General features: G+C 66.6%; 11 protein-coding genes. 9 read left to right on the forward strand and 2 right to left on the reverse strand.

What is annotated here, in order from left to right:
• The first annotated feature begins 273 nt into the window (after positions 1-273).
• Entirely contained in the window at positions 274-13,029 is a 12,756-nt protein-coding gene (locus tag BDI24065_RS07695; protein ID WP_254609709.1) for a filamentous haemagglutinin family protein, read from the forward strand.
• 413 nt (positions 13,030-13,442) lie between these two features.
• On the opposite strand, the gene BDI24065_RS07700 is transcribed toward BDI24065_RS07695, so the two are convergent.
• Positions 13,443-14,780 (reverse strand): substrate-binding domain-containing protein, encoded by a 1,338-nt coding sequence (locus tag BDI24065_RS07700; protein ID WP_175030705.1) that lies wholly within the window; start codon positions 14,778-14,780, stop codon positions 13,443-13,445.
• 639 nt (positions 14,781-15,419) lie between these two features.
• Between BDI24065_RS07700 and gspF the strand changes: the two genes are divergently transcribed.
• Positions 15,420-16,637 (forward strand): type II secretion system inner membrane protein GspF, encoded by a 1,218-nt coding sequence (gene gspF, locus BDI24065_RS07705; RefSeq protein WP_175030706.1) that lies wholly within the window; start codon positions 15,420-15,422, stop codon positions 16,635-16,637.
• A gap of 11 nt (positions 16,638-16,648) precedes the next feature.
• Here the strand turns inward: gspF and BDI24065_RS07710 are convergent, their stop codons facing one another.
• Positions 16,649-17,095, reverse strand: coding sequence for a type II secretion system protein N (locus BDI24065_RS07710; RefSeq protein ID WP_175030707.1), 447 nt, complete (start codon positions 17,093-17,095; stop codon positions 16,649-16,651).
• A gap of 82 nt (positions 17,096-17,177) precedes the next feature.
• On the opposite strand from BDI24065_RS07710, the gene gspG reads away from it, so the two are divergent.
• From gspG to BDI24065_RS07745, 7 genes are all read left to right on the forward strand, one after another.
• Positions 17,178-17,657: a type II secretion system major pseudopilin GspG gene (gene gspG, locus BDI24065_RS07715; protein WP_423767363.1), complete on the forward strand. Its 480-nt coding sequence runs from the start codon at positions 17,178-17,180 to the stop codon at positions 17,655-17,657.
• 4 nt (positions 17,658-17,661) lie between these two features.
• Positions 17,662-18,165 (forward strand): GspH/FimT family pseudopilin, encoded by a 504-nt coding sequence (locus tag BDI24065_RS07720; protein ID WP_254609704.1) that lies wholly within the window; start codon positions 17,662-17,664, stop codon positions 18,163-18,165.
• A 28-nt stretch (positions 18,166-18,193) separates the two neighbouring features.
• Positions 18,194-19,681 carry a type II secretion system protein GspL gene (gene gspL, locus BDI24065_RS07725; protein WP_175030710.1) on the forward strand — a complete coding sequence of 496 codons (1,488 nt, stop codon included), beginning with the start codon at positions 18,194-18,196 and terminating at the stop codon, positions 19,679-19,681.
• Complete coding sequence (gene gspM / locus BDI24065_RS07730) at positions 19,645-20,157, forward strand: type II secretion system protein GspM (RefSeq protein WP_175030711.1); 513 nt, start codon at positions 19,645-19,647, stop codon at positions 20,155-20,157. The genes gspL and gspM overlap by 37 nt, the downstream gene beginning before the upstream one ends.
• Positions 20,158-20,321: 164 nt before the next feature.
• On the forward strand, positions 20,322-21,068 hold the full coding sequence (locus BDI24065_RS07735; protein ID WP_175030712.1) for a secretin and TonB N-terminal domain-containing protein: 747 nt from the start codon (positions 20,322-20,324) through the stop codon (positions 21,066-21,068).
• 6 nt (positions 21,069-21,074) lie between these two features.
• Positions 21,075-21,623 (forward strand): RNA polymerase sigma factor, encoded by a 549-nt coding sequence (locus tag BDI24065_RS07740; protein ID WP_175010391.1) that lies wholly within the window; start codon positions 21,075-21,077, stop codon positions 21,621-21,623.
• Positions 21,624-21,634: 11 nt separating this feature from the next.
• On the forward strand, positions 21,635-22,630 hold the full coding sequence (locus tag BDI24065_RS07745; RefSeq protein WP_175030713.1) for a FecR family protein: 996 nt from the start codon (positions 21,635-21,637) through the stop codon (positions 22,628-22,630).
• The last annotated feature ends 4 nt before the right edge of the window (positions 22,631-22,634 follow it).

Genomic DNA, 22,634 nt, shown 5'->3' on the forward strand with positions numbered 1-22,634 from the left:
CGGCCCGAATGGTCCGTAACACCCGCCACGCCGCTGCCATCGGGCCTTCGTATGTTCTTGGGATTCCAGTGGCCGGGTTCGATCCCGGTTGCAACGACCGAGCGCGAAAACGGATCGGCGCCGCTTTCGGCGCGACCGTCGTCAAGCGCAATTTCATAGGATTCGGGGTGAAGAATGGCAGCACGCGCACGCACGGCACGACAACCTGACGCGACGGGCTCGCGCCCGGTCCTGAAATCGGAACTGCGGCCGCTGGTCCGGGCCGTGGCCTTGATGCTGCTGGCGGGCGCGTCCGCGCACGTGCACGCGGCCGGCATCATGAACCTCGGGGCGGCGGCCGCGCGGGCATCGGGCGGCGGTGCGGGCAGCGCCGGTGGCGCGCCGGGCATGCCGAATCTGGGCGTGTCGGCGCAGCAGGCGCTGCAGGCGAGCCAGCCCTCGATCCGCAACCTCGGGTATGCCGCGCATGCGATCGCCGCGCAGATTGCCGCGCAGCAGAATGCGGCCGCGGCGGCGGCGAAGCTGCCTTCGAGCGTGCCGAACGGGCTGACGCCGGGCGGGCTGCAGGTGGCGGCCGGCGCGTCGGGCGATACGAACAATCCGGTGCTGTGGTTCAACGCGAATGCACCGACGCAGAACGTCGACAGCAGCGGGCACGTGAACGTCGACGTCAAGCAGACCGGGCAGAACGCGGTGCTGACGTGGGAGACGATGAACGTCGGCCGGCAGACGACGCTGAATTTCGACCAATCGGGCGGTACGCAGACCAACGGCGCGAACAACTGGGCCGTGCTGAACCGGATCAACGATCCGAGCGGCAGGCCGAGCCAGATTCTCGGGAACATCACCGCGCAGGGGGCGGTGTATGTGATCAACCGGAATGGGGTGTTGTTTGGGGCCGGGTCGCAGGTCAACGTGCATTCGCTCGTTGCTTCGTCGCTGAATCTGCTGGATATGAAGAACCAGCTCGTGCCGACGCCTGCGGGGATCGTCGCGAGCAATCAGCAGTTCTTGAGCTTGCCGGCGGGGACGACCGGCGGGTTGGCTTATCCGCAGTCGGGGAGTTCGAGCGGGGTGGCCGGTTCGACGGGCCGGCCGAACGAGGTGCTCGGGCTCGGCAATCAGGCGCTGCTGACCGGCACTTACCAGGCCCCGGGCGATGTGACGATCGAGCAGGGCGCGTCGATCACGACGCACACCAACGGCACGGCGAGCGACGGCGGCTTCGTGCTGGTTGCCGCGCCGAACGTGACGAACGCAGGCAGCATCGCGGCGACGTCGGGGCAAGTCGTGCTCGCGGCTGGCGTGGGGGTGAGCCTGCTGCCGAACACGGGCAAGACGAGCAATCCGCAGGTGTTGCTGCCGGAGCTGAGCGGGCAGATCGTGGCCACCGATCCGACCACCGGTGCGTCGATCGACGTCACGCCCGCGGGCACGCTGACGAACACGGGCATCGTGCAGGCCGCGCGCGGCAACGTGAACCTGCTCGGCAGCCGCGTTGCGCAGAACGGTGTGGTGGGCGTGACGACGAGCGTGAACACGCCGGGCACGATCACGATTTCGACGGCGGACGAGTATGCGTCGAACAATCCGCTGGGCATTCCGTATCCGGGGCAGACGCTGAACGGCGTCTACGACGTGCATCGTGCCGGCCTGCTGAGCTTCGGCCCGGGATCCGTGACGACCGTGCTGCCCGACAACAACGGCCAGACCGCGACGTCCACGCCGGGTACGACCTTCACACCGGGCGGCATTGCGATGACGGCCGGTTCCGTGTGGTTCCAGGGCGGCTCGCTGATCGAGGCGCCGGGCTCGAACGTGTCGGTGACGGCCTACGCGCCGTCGGTCGTGACGAACAAGGTGCCGGGCCAGACCGCGGTGCCGGGCCGGATCTACGTGGACGACGGCGCGACGATTGACGTGTCGGGGCTGGCGAACGTCCTGGCGCCGATTTCGCAAACGCTCGTGACGGTCGACCGGATCGGCCAGAACGAGCTGGCCGATTCGCCGCTGTTACGCAACAGCTTCCTGTTCGGGCTGAAAGGAGTCGTCGTCGACAGCACGCTGACGGGCACGCGCAGCGACGGCGTGCAGTGGGTCGGCAGCCCGATCCTGAACCTGTCGGGTTATGTGAACCTGATTCCGCGTACCGTCGACCAGTTGCTGACCAACGGCGGCACGATCACGCTGTCCGGCAACGAGGTGATGACCGCAGCGGGTTCGTCGATGAACCTGAACGGCGGGTATGTGCATTACAACGGCGGGATCGTCAACACGACCCGGCTCGTCGACGCCAACGGCGCGATCGTGCCGATCGGGCAGGCGAGCCCTTACGACAACTATGTCGGCATCGCCGGGCAGTTCGTCGAAAATCATCCGCGCTGGGGGGTGACGAAGACCTGGTACAACCCGCTGCTGACGAGCGGCACCTACCAGTCCGATTACATCGTCGGCGGCAATGCCGGCACGCTCGACCTGTTCGCATCGCAGGCGCTGGTGCTCGACGGTGACATCAGCGCGCAGTCGTTCGGCGGCGCGAAGCAGATGCAGGGCAACAGCCTGCCGTCCGGCGGCACGTTCAACCTCGGCACCGATCCGAAGCTGACCGGCAACGCGTTGGCCGGGATGACATGGAACGGTGCCGCCAACACGACGTCTCTGCCGCTCAATGCCCTCTCGGGCCTGACGATCCTGCAGGACGCGGCGCCGCAACTGGGCGCGCTGATGCCGGGTTTCTCGATCGATACGGCGCTCGACAAGAACGCTTCGCAATCGCTGGCCGCCAACGATCCGAACAACCTGTTGACGACGCGCGTGGTACCGGTCGCGACGCTGAACAACGGCGGGTTCGCGAACCTGAACGTGACCGAGGACAAGAACACAGGCAAGGGCATCGTGGTGGCGCAGGGCACACAACTGAACCTGCAGCCGGGCGGTTCGATCTCGCTCAACAGCCCGGCGGTCGGCGCCGACGTGAAGGTCGCGGGGCGGCTGTCCGCACCGTCCGGTTCGATTTCCATCTCGAGCGGCGGCAACGTCGTCGTCGGGCCGCAAGGCGCGATCAGTGCGGCCGGCCAGTGGGTGAACAACGATGTGCAGGCCGCGCCGGGCACGACGCCCGGCAACAGCCAGTTCATCAACGGCGGCAGCATTGCGCTGTCGACGACGCAGAATTCGACCTTCGTGAACGGCAACGCCGTCGATGTGACGGGGTCGATCCTGCTGCAGCCGGGCAGCGTGCTCGACGTATCGAGCGGCGGCGAAATGCTCGCGAACGGCCAGTTGCTGATGCAGAACGGCGTGCCGGCCGGGCGCGGGGGCAACGTTGCATTGCAGACCTATGCGGTACCCGCCGGCGGCGCGCAATTCGGCCATACGAACGACGGCGGTGCGAACCTGCCGGGCACCCAGCCGACCGCCGGCACGATTGCAATGGGCGGCACGATCCTGAGCGAAGGCTTCTCGGGCGGCGGCACGATGACGCTGGGCGCGCTCGGCTTCCGGATCGGCGGAGACAAGGCGGCAGCGGCACCGTGGGACGTGTATCTGCCCCAGGGCTTCTTCTCGCAACAGGGCTTCGGCAAGTACGTGCTGAATGCGTACTACGACGCGACCATCGCGCCGGGCGCAACGGTCGCGCTGACACAACGGAACCTGCTGCCCGACGCGCCGGCGCTCCAGCAGAGCGCATCGGGCGCGAATCTGCTCGCGGGCGGTCTGACGACGAGCGGCCAGCTCGACGCGTATCACCGGCAACCGACAGGCCTCGTGCTGACCGGCGGTAACGCCGCGTCGTGGCTGACCGCGGCAACCGGAGGCACGGTGCCGTCGTATCCGGGCGTGACCGGTGCGGTCACGTTGTCGGCGGGCGCGTCGATCCAGGCGGATGCCGGTGCGGGTGTTGCACTTGCATCGCCGAAGCAGGTGACCGTGCTTGGCTCGGTGGTCGCGCCGGGCGGGTCGATCGTGCTGAGCGCCGATACCGGAACCACGGCCCCTCAACCGGGCCAGTTCAATGTCTTCACGCCGAGCAACAGCCGGTCGGTCTGGCTCGGTTCGGACGCGACGCTCGACGTATCGGGTACTGCGCTCGCCAATCCGCTTGCGGCGTCGGTCAAGATCGGTGGAACGGTTGTCGTGCCGAATACCGGCAAGGTTCTGCCGGGCGGCTCGGTGACGCTGTCGAGTGATTCGGGCTACGTGGTGACGCAAGCCGGGTCGAAGATGGACGTGTCGGGCACAGCGTCGAACTTCGACCGTTTGCAGGCGAACGGCACGTATGCGTCGCAACCGGTGTGGAGCGATGCCGGTTCGATCACGCTGTCGGCCGCCTACGGGTTGTTTGCGGACGGGACGCTGGCCGGTTTCGGCGGCGCGTCGCAGGCGCGCGGGGGAACGCTGACGATTCTGCCGCGGACGAACAACAGTGCGCCCGGCGCGACGGCGCTCGTCGTGCAGCAGAGCGGGGCGCTGGTACCCGCCGGGCTTGCCCCGGGCGCGGCTTTTTCGACACCGATCGATCCGGCCACCGGGCTGCCGACCGGTCAGCCGACCGGTGTGATTCAGTTCGTTGCCGATCGCCTGAACGGTTCGGGGATCGCCAATCTCGTGCTGGGCGACGGCACGCCCTCTCCGTTCGCGGTGCCGCCGATTGCGTTTGCCGGCAACGTGAACCTGACGCTACCCGAATCCGTCACGCTGAATACAGGCCGGATCGCGGCGATCGGGATGGATCAGCTTTCGACGCTGCTGTCGAAGCCTGCGAAGCCGGCAACCGGCAGCTCGGTGCTCGCGGACCTGCTCGCGCAGCCACCGGCCCATTCGCTGGGCACGGCGATCAGCATCGACGCGCCTTATGTCGCGCTGGCCGGTCCGATGCTGACTTCGTCGTCTCCCGCGTTTGCGCCGGTCGCGACGCTTTCCGATGCGACGCTGAACGTGAACGCCTCGTTCATCGACGTGCGCAACCAGTTCCAGTTGAACAACGTTGGCCGCGCAAACCTCACCAGCAGCGGCGACATCCGGCTCAGTTCGAACAGCGCGCCGTCGGGAACGGTGTTGTTGCCGGGCACGCTGTATACGCCGGGCAACGTGACGTTCAACGCCGCGAGCATTTATCCGACCACCGGCAGCACGTTCATCATCGATGCCGTCGGTCCCGTCAATCCGGTGACGGGCAAACCCGCGCCGACCACCGTCACGTTCGGCACGACCGGACCGTCCGGCACGCCGCTGTCGGCCGGCGGCACGCTGCTCGTCGATGCAACGAACATCGTGCAGGGCGGCACCGTGCGCGCGCCGTCGGGCACGCTCGTGTTCGGCGTCGGTGACCCGACGAACAGCGCCACGCAGAAGCAGTTCGGCAACCTGCCGCTCGTCGCGACCGATTCGGTGACGTTTGCGAACGGCAGCGTGACGTCGGTTTCGAACGGCAGGTCGATCATTCCTTACGGCACGACGGTCGACGGCGTCGAATGGCAGTTCAATCCGCTCGCAGGCACGACGGCGTCGGACTTGAACGCCCCGCCAGCCAAGTACATCGGGGTGAATGGCACCAGCGTCGCACTCAACAAGGGCGCGACGATCGACCTGTCCGGCGGCGGTGACCTGCAGGCTGCCGAATGGGTGCCGGGCACGGGCGGCACGCGCGACGTGCTGTCGCAATACAACGTGAGCTATGCGAGCGGCAAGGGGGCGACGGCGGTGCCGGTCAACGCCGGCGCCGGGAACGTCTATGCGATCGTGCCGGGCACGCAATCGCCGGTCGCCGCATACGATCCGCTGTTCGCGCAGACCTTGCAGCCGGATGTCGCCAGCAACGGCACGCCGACGACCAAGACCGTGACGCTGGGTGTCGGCCAGGCCGGGTTGAACGACGGGATCGGCAAGGCCGTGTACCTGTCCGGCGTGCCGGGCCTCGCGCCCGGCTATTACACGCTGCTGCCGGGCAAGTACGCGACGCTGCCGGGCGCGTATCGCGTGACGGTGTCGGCCGCGACGGGCAACGTCGCGCCTGGCGCGTCGCAGGTGCTGCCGGACGGCACCGTCATGACGGCCGGGTACTTCGCCGATGCGGTGACGGGCGGCCGCAGCGCGACGCCGACGCTCTTCAACGTGCAGTCGGGCACGACGTGGCAGCAGTACTCGCAGTACACGCTGAAGGGCGCGAACGCCTTCTTCACCACGCAGGCCGCGAAGCAGGGCAACGTGACCCCGCCGCTGCCGGTGGATGGCGGCCAGCTCGTGCTGGCCGCGACGAAGGCGCTCGCGCTCGGCGCGACGCTGAACGCGGCGGCCGGTGCGGGCGGCGCGCCGGCCGAGGTCGACGTCGCGTCGCAGGACATCCAGATCACCGGCAATGGCAGCGCGGCGTTGCCCGGCTATCTGCAGATCGGTGGCGATGCGCTCGACTCGCTGAACGCGGGCAGCCTGCTGATCGGCGGCACGCGCGCGGCGACGACGAAGGGCGTGACGATCACGCCGATCGCGAACAGCGTGGTGGTGTCGAACGATGCCAACTCGTCGTTGAAGGGCCCGGAGATCCTGCTCGTGACGAAGACCGACACGAGCGGTACGGATTCGAATGCGGCGAACGGCCTGCGGGTCGACGCGGGCGCATCGATCGTGGCTGCCGGCGACTACCCGGCGGCAAAGGATCAACCGCTCACGATCGCCGGAGACGGCGCGTTGCTGCGTGTGTCGAACGGTGCGATGGCGCCGCTCACGCGCACAGGTGGTACCGGTGCCGGGTTGCTGACCGTCGGTGCGGGGGCCACGCTGTCCGGTGGCCAGGCGCTGATGCTCGATTCGTCGGGCAACCTGAAGGTCGACCCGAGCGCGGTGCTGTCGGCGAAGGCAATCACGGTGGACGGTTCGGCGATCACGTTCACCAACGCGAGCGGCGCGGCCGCAGCGAACCTGCCGGGCTTCGTGATCGATCCGGCCGGACTCGCGCAACTGGGCAACGCGGATCTCGTCACGCTGCGCAGCTACGGTGCAATGGGTTTCGTCGGCGACGTGAATGCAACGTTCGGCAAGAGCGTCGATCTGAGCGCGGGCACGTTCACGAGCGACGGCGGTCGCGTCACGCTGAACGGGCAGCAGATCGCGTTCACGAACGAAACGGGCGCACCGAACGCCACGGTTACGCCGGGCAACGGCACGCTGATCGTCAACGCGAAGGAGATCGACTTCGGCACGGGGACGAAGACGCTGAGCGGATTCTCGTCGGCGAACCTGACCGCGACGGGCGGCATCGTCGGGCAGGGAACGGGGACGTTCGATTTCGGTGCGCTGCCGGTGACGCTGAATGCGCCCGTGTATCTGGCCGATACGAGCTCCGCGTCGACCGTGAAGACGACCGGCGCATTGGCGCTGAACGGCGCGGCGGGCACCGCATTGACGAAAACGCCGGTAGGTGGCGCGTGGAAATTCATCGGCGGCACGTTGGCGGACAACGGGGCGACGATCGCCGCACCGGCCGGCAATGTCAGTCTCGAGGCGACGACCGGCAACCTGACGATCGGCGGCGGTTCGACGGTGAGCGCTGCCGGCGTGTCGAAGCAGTTCTTCGACGTGACGCAGTACGCGCCGGCCGGTTCGATCATCCTGACCGCCGATGCCGGGACGGTCGACGTTCAGTCGGGCACGACGCTCGATTTCTCGGGCGCGAAAGGCGGCGGCGCGGCAGGCAGCCTGACGCTGTCGGCGCCGAAGCAGGTCGTGAATCTCAACGGCACGATCAAGGGCGGTGCGACGAACGGCTACGCGGGCGGCTCGCTGTCGCTCGATACGGCGGGTGCCACCGATCTCGACTCGCTGGCGAAGACGCTGGCGTCGAGCGGTGTGAACCAGTCGATCGCCGTGCATACGAAGTCGGGCAACCTGACGCTGTCGGCGGGTAACGCGCTGACAGCGCGCTCGGTGTCGCTGACGGCCGACGGCGGCGCGGGCAATGCATCGGATACCGCGAACGGCAACGTGAACGTGCTCGGGACGATCGACGCGTCGGGCAAGGCCGGCGGGCAGATCGACCTGTACGGGCGCAGCGGCGTCGACGTGGAGGGTACGCTGCTCGCGCGCGGCACCGATCCGACGCAGCGCGGCGGCAAGGTGAATATCGGCACGAGTGCGGTGTTCGATCCGACGGTGAAGAACCCGTACAACACGACCTATGGCTACGAGAATATCGATCCGTCGCGTTCCGGGCTGATCCGTGTCGGCGCGAATGCGCTGATCGACGTATCGGGCGGGACGGCCGGCGGGTTGTCGGGCGGCACCGTGAATTTCCGTGCGCCGCTGCTCGCGGACGGCAGCGTCGATGTCCAGTTGCCGACCGCTTTCAACAGCGGCAAGGGAATCGCCGGATCGCGCGCGACGACGCTGGAAGCCTATGCGGTGTGGAGCACGACCGATGCGACGAAGGGGGCGCAGCACTTCGACGGCATCGTCGATCCGGCAGGCTGGTTCGACGCCAACGGGCATTTGCTGGCCGGTACGTTTACCGCACAAGGCACCAATCCGCCGACTTTCACGTTCACGCCGAACGCGAAGGGCGACGGCGGCGGCACGCTGAAGAACAACGCGACCGGTGTGCAGGTGACCTTGACCGGCAGCGACGCCGATCTCGCGTCGCTGCATGCCGGGGTGACGGCGATCGGCTTCCCGGGGATGGACAGCGCGTACTTCGTACCGACGACCGCGAACGCCGCCCATCAGAATTTCTACGGCGGGCAGATCGTCAAGGCGAGCGACGGCACGTTGTCGATGACACCCGGCACGTTGATGGGATTCGTTCAGAACGGGCTCGGCGGCAACGGCCCGAAGCTGCAGGGATCGACGGCGGGCATCGCGAACTTCCGCGTGGCGCCGGGGATCGAATTCGACAACCCGGGTACGGCGATCAACGGCGGCAACATCTCGCTCCTGTCGAACTGGAATCTCGGCGCGGGGCTGCCGAACAACAGCGGGACGATCGTGCCGGTGTATCGCTACAACGGCACGGTCGCGCCGATGCTGACGTTCCGTGCGTCGAACGATTTCGATGCGCAGGCAAGCATTACCGACGGATTTTTCCAGAGCCAGGTGGCGACGATCCTGGGGGCATCGGGGAATGCGTCGGCCGGCGGGACCTATGCGGGCGCGCTGTCGCTGTACAACAGCCTGATGTCGCTCGACGATCCGGCGTCGATCACGGTGCAGTTCTATACCGGGGCGGCGCAGTCGCTGGCATCGTTTTCCCGCAACCCGCAGAACCCGCTGTACGACCCCAACGTGCCTCTCGGTGCGCCGTTGACGAGTCAGGCCGCCCAGTACTATTCCAACTATCTCCAGTACGCGAATTCGTGGGGGACGTATTACGGCGATTGGGCCAGCGGTCTGTACACGTCGCACATCCTGCCCTACAGCCCGCTGCATACTGCGGCGCCGGTTCTCTCGAACTATGCGTCCTATGCGGATTACGCGGCTGCCTATTTCGGCCCGGGAAGCTGGTTGAACGGCTACACCAATATCTCCATTGTCGGGCTGGTACGAAACGGTACGACCGTGACACCCAAGTTCGGGACGCCGACGGCGCCGGCTTTGCCGACGAGTCCGGGGGACTACGGTCAATACATCGCGTTGTACAACAACTACCTCAACAAGGTGTCCGGCACGAAGCCGTTGGTCAGCCCCCTGCTGCAGCCGCAAGGCGTGTACAGCTTCTTCTTCGCACCGTCCGCACCCACGTCGATTCCGTTCACGGGCGTGAATATCGGCGCGTTACCCGGCAACCTGCCTGCCAACGTCGCGACTGCCGACAATCCGCTGCCGATCGGTTTCTCCGCGCTGCTGGGCGGACAAAGCTCGTCCTATCGCATCATCGGCGGGGCGGACCTGACAAGCGCCAATCCGCTTGCGGTGCAACCCGTTGCCGCCTTCAACACAGGCGGAGCGCCTGCCGGCAACGTGACGCTGAGCCAGCACACCGCTTACGTCGATTCGAACGGACTGACGCTGCTGCAGCCGACGACGATCCGCACCGGCACGGGATCGATCGACATCGCGGCTGGTAGCGACTTCACGTTGGCGGACACGACGGCGCCGGGCGTCGTCTATACGGCGGGCGCGCCCGCCGCAGGCTCGCCCGTACTGGGCCTTGCTTCCGCGATCATGGGCGGCAACAAAGGATCGGGGGTACCGGACATCCTCGTTACGCCGACCGTGAACCCGGATTCGGCGGGCGATATTTCGATCCACGCACAGGGCGACATCAACGGCGTCCAGAACGTCGTCGACGACAAGGGGCTGGTGACGGGCAACGCAGGCAGCAGCATCAGCCAGTACTGGTGGCAGTGGATGCAGATCACGCCGGTCAAGACCTTTGCCGCCGGCGGGGCAATCGTTGCTCCGCTGACCCGTTCCTCGATCGATTTCGGGGCATTCGACCAGGGGGTGATGAGTGTCGGCGGCAACGTATCGATCAGCGCAGGCGGCAACATCTCGGACCTGGGCGTGTCGTTGCCGACCACGTGGTACCTGAACGGAAACGGCAAGCCCACCACGGTCGGCGGTGGAAATCTGACGGTGCGGGCAGGCGGCGACATCTTGAGCGGCGACTACTTCGTCGCGAAGGGAACGGGAACGATCTCGGCCGGCGGAAGCATCGGACCGGATTTCTCCCTACCGGCGCGACTGGCGGGGCAAGGCCCGGTGGCCGTGTCGACGATCCTTGCGGCCCAGGACGGGGTGTTCGACGTGACTGCGCGGCAGGGCGTCGAGCTCGGCGCGGTACTCGATCCGTCGTATGCGAGCGCGTTCCCGCAGGCAGGCGGCGCACCAACCGGACAGTTTTCGCTGGGGAACTATTCTCAATATGCCGACAGCCAGGGCTACTCGCCGACGTCCGCGGTGAACGTGCTGTCCACGACCGGCGATATCCGGCTCGGCGCGATCGGCAAGATGTTGACCGGCACGAACGGCGTGCTGCCTGCCAGCGTGAATCTGACGGCGTTCAGCGGCGGCATCGACGTCGTATCGGGTGGCACGCTCTATCCGTCCGCAGTCGGGCAGTTGAACCTGATTGCGGATCAGTCGGTGCGCCTGTCCAATGCCGCGGCGCAGTACGTCAACGATGCGGCGTTGCCGAATCAATTCGGCATGTCCGATGCCGGCCCGTCGACGATGCCCTCGCCGACGAACCCGATCCCGAATGTGAAGATCCCTGCGCTGACGGACACGACGCTCGCGGCTCACGCGCCTGGTGCATTGCACGGTGACGACACGACGCCGGCACGGATCTACAGCCTGAACGGGAGCATCGTCGACGGCGCTGTTGATACGTCCGGTGCCGGCGACGGCTTTTACCGTAACCTCGTCACGCTGTCGGTCGACAAGCCGGCGCTCGTCCAGGCCGGACAGGACATCGTGAATCTGGCGTTCTGGGGGCAGAATCTGCGTAGCTCGGATGTGACGCGGATCGTTGCCGGCCGGGACATATACGACACGCCGATTCCCCCGAGCGGAAGCGGTGTCGTCCCGGTCCTGTCGCTTGGCGGGCCGGGTTGGTTCGATATCCAGGCGGCACGCAATATCGGTCCTTTGACGAGTCCGGGCGAGCTGTACAACCGGAATGCGAACACCGGCGGAATCGCGCACCCGTTCACGGGCATCGATGCCGTCGGCAACGCAAACAACCCGAATCTGCCGCACGAGAGCGCGAACGTCAACGTGCTGTTTGGCGTGGGCCCCGGCGTCGATCTTCAGGGATTCGTGTCGACCTATATCGCGCCGGGCAGCTCGGTCGAGGGCGTGCCGAGCGCAACGCCAGCATTGATTGCGTTCATGGAGCAGTACGACGCGGGGCGCGGCGTCGATACGGGATTGCAGTCGGACAAGGACGCCGCGCTGGCAAAGGTCGGACGGCTGACGGCCGACGACGCGTGGAAGCAATTCCAGGCGTTGCCGTCGTACGTCCAGCAACTCTTCGCGGAACAGGTGCTGTTCGGCGTGCTCGCGCAGGTCGGCGCCGACTTCAACGATCCCGCGAGCCGCTACAACGGCCAGTACGCGCGAGGCTACCAGGCGATCAACACGCTGTTCCCGGCTTCGTTCGGCTATACGGCCAACAATCTGGGCGGCGGGTCCAACGGCGCAAACAAGCAGGTCAGTACGGGGAATCTCGATATCCGCAGCACGACGATCCAGACGCAGCAAGGCGGGGACGTCACCATCCTGGGGCCGGGCGGGCAAGCGCTCGTCGGCAGCACGACGGCTCCGCCGCAGATCGTGGACGCCGACGGAATCGTCGTGGCGGGCCCCGGCACGATGGGGATCCTGACGCTGGAAAAAGGAAACGTCGATATCTTCACGGACCAGAGCGTGCTGCTTGCGCAGAGCCGGATCTTTACCGAGCAGGGCGGCGACATGACGATCTGGAGTTCGAACGGCGACATCAACGCGGGCAAGGGCGCGAAGACGTCGGCCGATTCGCCGGCACCGCAGTATGTATGCGATGCGAACCATTACTGCACGGTCGATGCGCGCGGGCAGGTGACGGGCGCGGGGATCGCGACGCTGCAGAGCATACCGGGGGCGCCGAAAGGCACGGTCAACCTGATCGCGCCGCGCGGTACCGTCGATGCCGGCGATGCGGGCATTCGTGCGGGGAACCTGAACGTCGCAGCGTTGCGTGTCGTGAACGCGGACAACATCCAGGTGACAGGCAAGGCAACCGGCATTCCGCTCGTGCAAGCTGTGAATACCGGCGCGCTGACGGCGGCGAGTTCCGCGGCTTCGGCTGCGAGCCAGGTCGCGCAGGACATCGCGAAGAACAATGCGTCGGGTGTGGCGCCGCGCCGCTGGACGATCAGCGTGCAGGTCGAGGGCTTCGGGGACAACGGCCCGGATGGCGGAGGGAAGCGGCGCAAGACGGAACAGGTCGGCTACGATTCGTCGAATTCGGTGTCGCTGCTGGGATTCGGGGCGGCCGGGCCGACCCAGCGCACGCTGCTCAGCAAGGAGGAACTCGGGAAGCTGAACCGGTTCTGATCCGGCCGCGTCGTATCGATCGAGACGAACGACAGGATAATGCCCCGCCTCGCAAGGTCGAGGTCGGGGCATTTTGTTTTCGGATGTCGTCGAATCGTACTCGCCAGGTTCAGATGTCCGGTGAATCGCATGCCGCTACGGCTCATCCCGCTTGCTGCCGTCCTGCCTTGCGTTGAGGCGGGCGTTCATGCGTCGCTGGAGGCGACGCGAAACGGGTGACCTGCCACAGGTTGCTAGACCGGTGCCGGCGTTCGATTTCGGAAGGGGAACCGCAGGGCGCGGTGCGATGTCGTGATGCTTGTGCCGCATCCGGTGGACGACGCGGTATCGCATAGGGGCTGCGGAATTAAAAAACCCGCCTCGACTAGTCGAGGCGGGTTCAACAGGACGTTGAGACTCAGTCGCGATCCGGATTAACGGCCGACGTACAGGCCGCAGACACCCGCGTCGCCGATGTCCAGGTTGTTCCCGCTCGTGTTGCTCAGGAAGTTCGAGGAGATCGCGGTCTGGATGCCCGACGGCACCGTGTCGAAGCCGTTGCCATGGACGATCGATGCGTAGCCGGCGTTCGTGTAGTGGTTGTTCAGGAAGCTCTGGACATTCGACGTCACCGTCGGGTCGGCGTAGCACTGGCTCACGATGATCTGGCTCGTGCCCGAAACCGGATAACCGGACGTGGGGTTGGCCAGAGCCTTGTAAGCAGCCGACGGCGTGGTGCTCCAAACCGGAACCCATTGGGTCGGATCGGAAGCAGCGGTGCCCGACGGTGCGGCGACCGTGCCCAGTGCCGTCGTCGCGTTCGCATACGTCGGTGCGTAGAACGTGCTGTTCGACGAGTTGTACAGGCTGGCGATCGGGAGCTGCAGTGCGCCCGACGACGTCACGACCGAGCTTTGCGACGCGAGGAACGTGTTCGTGTAGTCCGGGCTCAGGTACGCGACAGCAGCCACACCGGCCGACGACAGCGATGCGAGCGAACCACGGACGCCACCGCTGCCCGAAGCTGCGATGAAGTTCGACGGCACGCCGGACGGGAATGCCGTCGAGTTCGCGAACGTCAGCGAGTCGTTGAACGACACACCCGATGCCGTGTTGCTGGTCGTGCAGACCGCGGCCAGGTGGCGGGTCAGCAGTTCGGTCGTGCCGCTGCCGTCTGCGCGATAAACGACCTTGATCGCAGCGTTCGTCGAGTAGAGGCCGCCTTCCGGATTGGTGACCTGATTCCAGTTCGTCAGCTTGCCCGAGAAGATGCCGCACAGGTCGTCATCGTTCAGCGCAATGCTGTGCGCCTGACCCGGCGTCGTTTGCGGCGTGACCGAGCTCGTCACGGGCGGTGCGTTGACGACCGGCACCGTGATGGCCGTCACGATGTACGGGATCTGGATCAGCGGGCCGCTGTTTGCACCGACGGTGCCGGACGTGTACGCCGAAACTTGTGCCGTGGTCAGTGCCGCATCGCTGTTCGCGAAGTGAGCGGTGCCCGTCACGCTCGAGCCGAAGTACGACGGCTGGTTGTTCAGGAACGCATTCTGGCCTGCGCCCGAACCCACCGAGTAATACGTGAACGTGGCGTTGTTGGACGTGTACAGGCCGATTTCGCTGGCGGTGTTGCTGACCGAGCCGATCGTCGGCGCGACGAGCGACGAACCGCCACCTTGAATCACCGGGCCTGCGGCCATCGCGAGGGATGCACCCATGCCCGAAACGACGAGAGCGAGGACTTGACAGATCTTGCGCTTGCTGGATTTCATGAGAAATTTCCTTGGACGAAGATAAACGGGAAGCCTGCTGCTGCGGTTTGAATACCGTGTAGACCGCCGGGTAAATGTAGGGGGAAATCCGTAAGGTGCGTGTGAATTTTTAATAACGAATGGTACGGAACATTTTTGGCGTTATTGCCAATGCTTTATCCGGATTGGCAGGCGGTGAATCGGGATCGATTCGCGGGATGAATGATTCCCGGATGTTGGGAAGATGCTGGCGTACCGTGGCGACAGGCTTGCGTCGCAGGCGTGTTGGCGCACACGGCAGCACTATCGCAACATCAAGTCAGTTTCGTGGCGGATGCTACGGAACATTTCTTCCAGAGGCGAATTCGACATCCGGTTGAGATATTTGTGAAATTGATTGAATGGAGTAATTGAAAACGTCGGATCGTGATCGTTTGATCGTTAACGATTGAATAATTGGTGCCACCGATCCAAATGAAATCGTTTCTCCAATGTAAGAACAACGACCAAAAGTAATAAAGCCCGCCAAAGCCCAAAAAGGTAGCCCAACATCCGTCACAAATCTGCGCCGGTTCGCTCCGTAGTCTTCCCCGACGACTCTGTCCGACTCGTTGCACGACGTCGCCGAGCAAGTCGCACACGTGACACGAGGGCACTGACATGTCGGCATTTCGTTACGAAGCGATCGATCCCACCGGCCGCACGCTGAAAGGCGTGCTCGAAGCCGACAGCGCGCGTGCGGGCCGCAGCCATCTGCGCACGCAGGGCCTCACGCCACTCGTCGTCGAACTCGCCGCGCAGCGCCTGCACGGCGAGCGTCATCAACGCCTGTCGCTCGGCCGCAAGCTGTCGCAGCGCGAGCAGGCGATCATCACGCGCCAGCTCGCGAGCCTGCTGGTCGCGGGGCTGCCGCTCGACGAATCGCTGTCGGTGCTGAGCGAGCAGGCCGAGCGCGAATACGTGCGCGAGCTGATGGCGTCGATCCGTGCGGAAGTCGTCGGCGGCCATTCGTTCGCGAATGCGTTGAGCCAGCACCCGCGCGATTTTCCGGAGATCTACCGCGCGCTCGTCGCGGCCGGCGAGCACACGGGCAAGCTCGGCATCGTGCTGTCACGTCTCGCGGACTACATCGAGCAGAGCAATGCACTGAAGCAGAAGATCCTGCTCGCGTTCACGTATCCGGGCATCGTCACGCTGATCGCGTTCGGCATCGTCACGTTCCTGCTGAGCTACGTGGTGCCGCAGGTGGCCAACGTGTTCACCAGCACGAAGCAGCAGTTGCCGACGCTGACGGTCGTGATGATGGCGTTGTCCGATTTCGTGCGGCACTGGTGGTGGGCGTCGCTGCTCGCGACGGTCGCGATCGTCTTCGCGATCCGCAAGGTGCTGTCGCAGGAAGGGCCGCGGATGAAGTTCGACCACTGGCTGCTGAGCGCGCCGCTCGCCGGCAAGCTCGTGCGCGGCTACAACACGGTGCGTTTTGCAAGCACGCTCGGCATCCTGACCGCGGCCGGCGTGCCGATCCTGCGCGCGTTGCAGGCGGCCGGCGAGACGCTGTCGAACCGCGCGATGAGCGCGAACGTCGACGATGCGATCGTGCGTGTGCGCGAAGGCTCGGCGCTGTCGCGCGCGCTGGCCCATACGAAGACGTTCCCGCCGGTGCTCGTGCACCTGATCCGCTCGGGCGAGGCGACCGGCGACGTGACGACGATGCTCGACCGCGCGTCCGAAGGCGAATCGCGCGAACTGGAGCGCCGCACGATGTTCCTGACGAGCCTGCTCGAACCGTTGCTGATCCTGGCGATGGGCGGCGTGGTGCTCGTGATCGTGCTCGCGGTGATGATGCCGATCATCGAGCTGAACAACATGGTGCAGTGATGCGCGGCTGCTCAGCGCACGAACGCGTTGGCCTTCTGCACCGCGGGCAGCGCGATCTCGCGTTGCAGGCCGTTGCGGTCGACGACGATCGAGCGAGCGCGCACTTCAGCAAGTTTCGCGGCTTCGCCGATCGCCGACCCGATCCGCACGACACGCGCCGCTTCGCCACCGACGCTGACGATCGCGGCCGCGCGGCGTGCGTCGAACGCGAGCACGCCGAGTAGCTGGATCGTGTTGCGGCTGTCGTCGGGTTTGGCGCCGAACAGCTGCGCGCCGGCCGTGACGTCGAACGGTGCGGGCGGCGCGGGCTGGGCAGGTGCCGGCGCATCGGGTGCGTTCAGTGCGCGCGCGGCCCACATCGAAACGGCGACGAGCGCCGCGCCCGCGATGACGGTTGCGACGAGCGACATCGGATCGATGCGGGACGGAACGGTGCGAAGCAGGGCGAGCGGTTTCATGGCGACGAATAGGTTAGATGGGTTCGATGGGTTCGACGAACAGGGAACGGTTTCCATTCTTTGACGCAAGGGTGAATGCATGATGACGCGCCACGAAGAAGTCCGAACGTTGCATGCCGGCCGGCCGCATGACAGCGCGCGTCGTCGCATGCAACGCGGCTTCACGCTGATCGAGATCATGGTGGTGGTTGCGATCCTCGGGATTCTCGCGGCGCTGATCGTGCCGAAGATCATGAGTCGTCCCGACGAGGCGCGCCGCATTGCCGCGAAGCAGGACATCGGCACGATGATGCAGTCGCTGAACCTGTATCGGCTCGACAACGGCCGCTATCCGTCGCAGGAGCAGGGGCTCACCGCGCTGGTCCAGAAGCCGACGACCGATCCGGTGCCGAACAACTGGAAGGACGGCGGTTATCTGGAGCGGTTGCCGAAGGATCCATGGGGCAACCCGTATCAATACCTGAACCCGGGCGCGCATGGCGCGATCGACGTGTTCAGCTATGGCGCGGACGGCAAGCCGGGCGGCGAGGGGAACGATGCGGACATCGGCTCGTGGCAGTAACGGTATGAGGATCGCGCTCGTCAGGAAGCGGCGGCCACTCGCGTCACGCGGTGCAGCAGGCTTCACGCTGCTGGAGATGCTCGTCGTGCTCTTGATCGTCGGGCTGCTGGTCGCGGTCGTGTCGCTCGCGCCGTCGCGCAATCGCCGCACGGATCTGGCCGAGGAAGCGCAGCGGCTCGCGAACCTGCTCGAATCGGCCGGCGATGAAGCGCAGGTGCGCTCGATGCCGATCGCGTGGCAAGCGGTGGGCGGCGGCTACCGCTTCGTGCAGCGCACGGAAAGCGGCGCGTGGGCGCCGATGACGGACGACATGTATCGCGCCCGCCGCTGGGGCTCGGAGGTGACGGGCGTGTCGGTGCGATACACGGGCGGCGGCGAAACGCCGTCGCGTATCGTGCTCGGCAGCGAAAGCATCGACGTGCCGGTGACGATCACGTTGTGGTCCGGCGATGTGCGGATGGCCGTCGTCGGCACGGGCATCGGCAACTTCGTCGTGCGTCGGCCATGAGCGGCGCGCGAAGGGTCCGGGAGGCGCGATGTCGAGCCTGATCGTGTTGCTGCCGTCGATCGGCGCGTTCGATGCTGCGGGGTGGGAAGCCACGGAGATGCCATACGCGCTGTTCGACCGCCGTGGGCAATTCGTGCGGGCGGGGCGCGCGCATCGTGAAGCGTGGCCGAAGGCCGCGTCGACCGTGCTCGTGCTCGCGGCACGCGATACGTTGCTCGTCGACGTGAACCTGCCTCCCGTGAAGGGAGAGAAACTGCGGCGCGTGCTGCCGCATGCGGTGGAGGAGTATCTGATCGGCGATGCGCAGCAGAGTCATGTCGCCGTCGGCCCGACGGCAAACGGCAATGCAGCGCGGCCCGTGGCGGTGGTCGATCGCGAGCGGTTCGGCGAAGTGATTCGCTGGTTCAACGAGGCCGGCTATCGGCGCGTGCGTGCGGTGCCGTTGATTCATTGCATGACGACGACGGTATACGGTGAGCCAGCGGATAGCGGCGAGCAGCGCAATGCGCCGCCCGAGTCCGCAAGGTCGCCCACATCGCGAACCCTTCCAATACCGAACGGCGACGAGGACGGCGAAGCGACAGTGCTCATGCGCAGCGAGACGGATGTGCTGATTGCCGGTCCGCCCGTAGTGAGCGAAGCGGATATCGGACGCTGCGAAACCGATGTGCTGATCATGTGCCCACCTGCATCGAGCGAAGCCGAATCCGAATCCGATGCGCGTGGCAACCCGCTCCGACTCGAACTGGCCGTCAAGCGCGGATCATCGGGGTTTGGCTTTGAAACGCGTGCGTCGGCGCTGGATGCGACGATTGCCGAGTTGTCGAAACACGATTCCGTGCGGGTACACGCGCTGGTTGTCGAGGATCACGACGATGTCGAAGGCGGCTCCGCAGCCGCATCGGATCTCCGCGCACGCATGGCTGGACCTTCCGCATTCCCACTGGCCGCACGAACACTGCGGTGGGACGCACTCGCAAGCAACGCGCTCGACTGCAGGTTCGACCTCTGCCAGTTCGAATTCGCGCGCAGCGCCTCGCGCACCGACACGGGCGGATGGCGTCGCTGGCGCATACCGGCCGGCCTGGCGATCGCATCGGCCATCATCGCGATCACGACGATCAACGTGCAGTGGTTCCAGCTACGCCACCGCCAGGATGCGCTGAACGCGGAACTGACGGCCCGCGTGAAAGCCGCTTTCCCTGAAACGAAGGTGCTGCTCGACCCGCCGCTGCAAATGCGGACCGGGCTCGAACGCCTGGGTGCGGCGGCCGGCGAGCTGCATGCAAACGATTACCTGGTGCTGTCGGCGTCGTTGTCGCGTGCGCTGGGCCCGATCCCGTCCGATGCGATCGCGACGCTCGACTATCGCGACGGCACGCTCGCGGTCGCCTTCCGTCCCGGTACCGCCGTCGACGGCGACGGATTCCGCCAGCGCCTGCAGGCACAAGGCGTGACGGCCAACGAGGAGGATGCGAAGTGGATGCTCGGCTCCACGCGGCCCGCGCCGCGCTGACGCAGTGGCTCGACGGCCGTTCGCCGCGCGAGCGCGCGCTGCTGGCGGCGGGCAGCACTGTGTTGTTCGCGGTGCTGGTCTACAACGTGATGTGGGAACCCGCGTACAAGGGCCGCGCACGGATCGCGACCAATCTGCCCGCATTGCAGCAACAGGTGGCCGAAACCGGTGGCCAACTCGCGCAAGCACGACGCCTGCGCGCAGCCGCCGCGATGCGGCCGCCGACCGGTGCCGCGCTGCGGGATGCGCTGGCCGCGTCGCTCGCACAGGCGGGCATCGCGAAGGCGCAAGTCGCGGTGCTGGGCGAAGGCATCCAGGTGGACGCGAAGGGCATCTCGTTCGCCGCCTGGATGGACTGGCTCGACCGCATGCGCCACACGCATCACGTGCGGGTCGTGAGCGCGCACGCGAGCGCGGACGGCAAGCCCGGCGTGACGACGGTTTCCGCGTTGCTGCAGCCGCAAACGGCCCGTTGAATGCGAACCGCATGAACGCAGCAAAAGTATTGAATCGCATCGCTGCACGGTTCACCTGACTGTCATAGTGCCCGCTCACAATCTGACGTTCGTTTGCTGCGGAACCGCTCACGGGGGTGCGCGTTTCGCCGGCAACGTGCAACTCCACTTCCGTCCAGGGATTCATGACTCGTTCACGGGCGCCGACCGGTGTCCTGGCGCTCGTCGCGTGGCTGGCGTTCGTCGTGCCGTGCATGCACGGCATACACGCGCAGGAGACCGGTTCCATCGTCCGCCAGCCGGGCAGCGTCGTGCGCTTCGATCTGCCCGCGCAGCCGCTCGCGAAGACCTTGCAGGACTTCGCGCGGCTTACCGAGCTGATCGTGCTGGCGCCGGCGCCGCTGCTCGACGGGCGCACGAGTGCGCCGGTCCAGGGTGAATTCGCGCCGCGCGACGCGCTCGAGCGGATGCTGGCCGGAACGGGGTTGCGTGCGGAATTCTCGCGCCCGGACGAAGCGATCATCGTCGCACAGCCGGCCGCCGAGCAGGCGCCCGCGACGGCCGACACGCCGGCGGATGCGGCCTTGCCGATCGACGGGATCGGCGATTCCGGCGATCGGCACGCGTTCGCGGGCCTGCTGCAGGCGCATCTGATCGATGCGCTCTGCGCGCAGCCGGGGGCCGTGCCGGGCAGCTATCGACTCGTCGCGCAGGTGCGCATCGACAACAGGGGGGCGGTGGTGGCGGTCAACATGGTGGCATCGAGCGGTTCGGCCGCCCGCGACGCGGCGGTGATGCGCGCGCTGCGTGCATTGAAGCTGGACGACGCGCCGCCTGCGGACCTGCCGCAGCCGGTCACGATCCTGCTGCGGCCGGCCGGCAACGGCGTGCATTTCCGCTGTCCGGCGCCGCAGCCGGCCGTCCGGGGCTAGGCCGCGATGACCGACAGCAACCGCACCGGGCTCAGGAAGCTGCTGGCGACGCGCTACGCGTACCTCGTCAGGCGCCTCGAGCGCGTGACCGGGTCGAAGGACGGCGCCGCCGATGCGCTGCACGAAACCTGGCTGCGTCTCGAGAACGCAAACGTCTCCACGCAGGTGACGAACGCGGACGCCTATATACTCGGGATGGCGAACAATGTCGCGATCGACCAGCATCGCCGCGAACGGCGGCATCTGCACGACGACGATGTCGAGACGCTGCTCGAGATGCCCGACGAACTGGCCGATCCCGAGCGCATCGTCGCGGCGCGCCGCAAGGTCGAGACACTGAAGGACGTGCTGCGCGGCCTGCCGCCGCGGCGCCGCGCGATCCTGCTGGCCGCCCGCGTGGACGGCCTGTTGAACCGCGAGATCGCCGAGCATTTCGGCATTTCGCTGCGGCTCGTGGAAAGCGAGCTGAGTGCGGCAATGAAGTACTGCCTGCAGCGCATGCAGGAAGACGGCGATCCGTACTCGGGCACGCGAGGCGGCCCGCGTAAATTTTGAGCATCAGGACGATGACGAAAGCCCAGGCCCAACCTGCCCACGACGAACTCGACGAAGCGAGTGCGTGGCTGCTGCGTCTGCGCTCGGGAGACGCGAGCCAGGCCGAAGCCGATGCGTTCGAGCGCTGGTGCGCCGATCGTCCGCAAGCCGCCGATCTGCTGCGCGATACCTGGAGCTCGCTGCGCACGGCGGCGACCGAACTCGCGCACGAGGAGCGCGCGGCCGCTGCCTGGGCAAACGTTGCAAAGCGCGAGCGTACGATGCGCACCGGGCGGCGCGCGTTCATCGGCTTCGCGGTGGCGGCGGGCGCGTCGTGGCTCGCGCTGCGCCCGCCGATGCAGCTGTGGCCGTCGCTCGGCGATCTCGCGGCCGATTACCACACGGGCACCGGCGAGCAGCGCAGCGTCGCGCTGTCGTCGCGCGTGACGGTGGAGCTGAATACGCAGACGCGCCTCGACGTGCTGGCCGCCAGCGACGCCGCACACGGCGTCGAAGTCGTCGCCGGTGAGGCGGAGATCGATGCGGTCGCGCCGCCAGCCGACCGCGCGACACCGATCCAGCCCGTTACCGTGGTTGCCGGTGGCGGCCGCATGCAGGCGACCGTTGCGCGCTTCAACGTGCGGCGCACGGGCACGCAGGTCTGCGTGACCTGCCTCTCCGGCACGGTCGCGCTCGAGCATCCGCGCGGCGCGCGCACGCTGACGGCCGACGATCAGGTCGTCTACGACGATCGCGGCGTGCAGCCCGTGTCGCGAATCGATCCGGGCGCGGTCAGCGCATGGCGGCGCGGGATGCTGGTGTTCAACGGCGTGCCGCTCGCCGACGTGGTCGACGAGATCAACCGCTACCGGCGCGGCAAGGTCATCCTGCGCAGCGCGTCGCTCGGCGAGAACCGGATGCAGGCGCAGTTCCCGATCACGCGGCTCGACGACGTGATCGACATGGTCGGCCGCCTGTATGGTGCGCACATCACGCGCCTGCCCGGCAACATCGTGCTGCTGAGCTGACCGG

Origin of the sequence: Burkholderia lata (assembly GCF_902499025.1) — a bacterium.
In the GTDB taxonomy this organism is placed as follows: domain Bacteria; phylum Pseudomonadota; class Gammaproteobacteria; order Burkholderiales; family Burkholderiaceae; genus Burkholderia; species Burkholderia lata_C.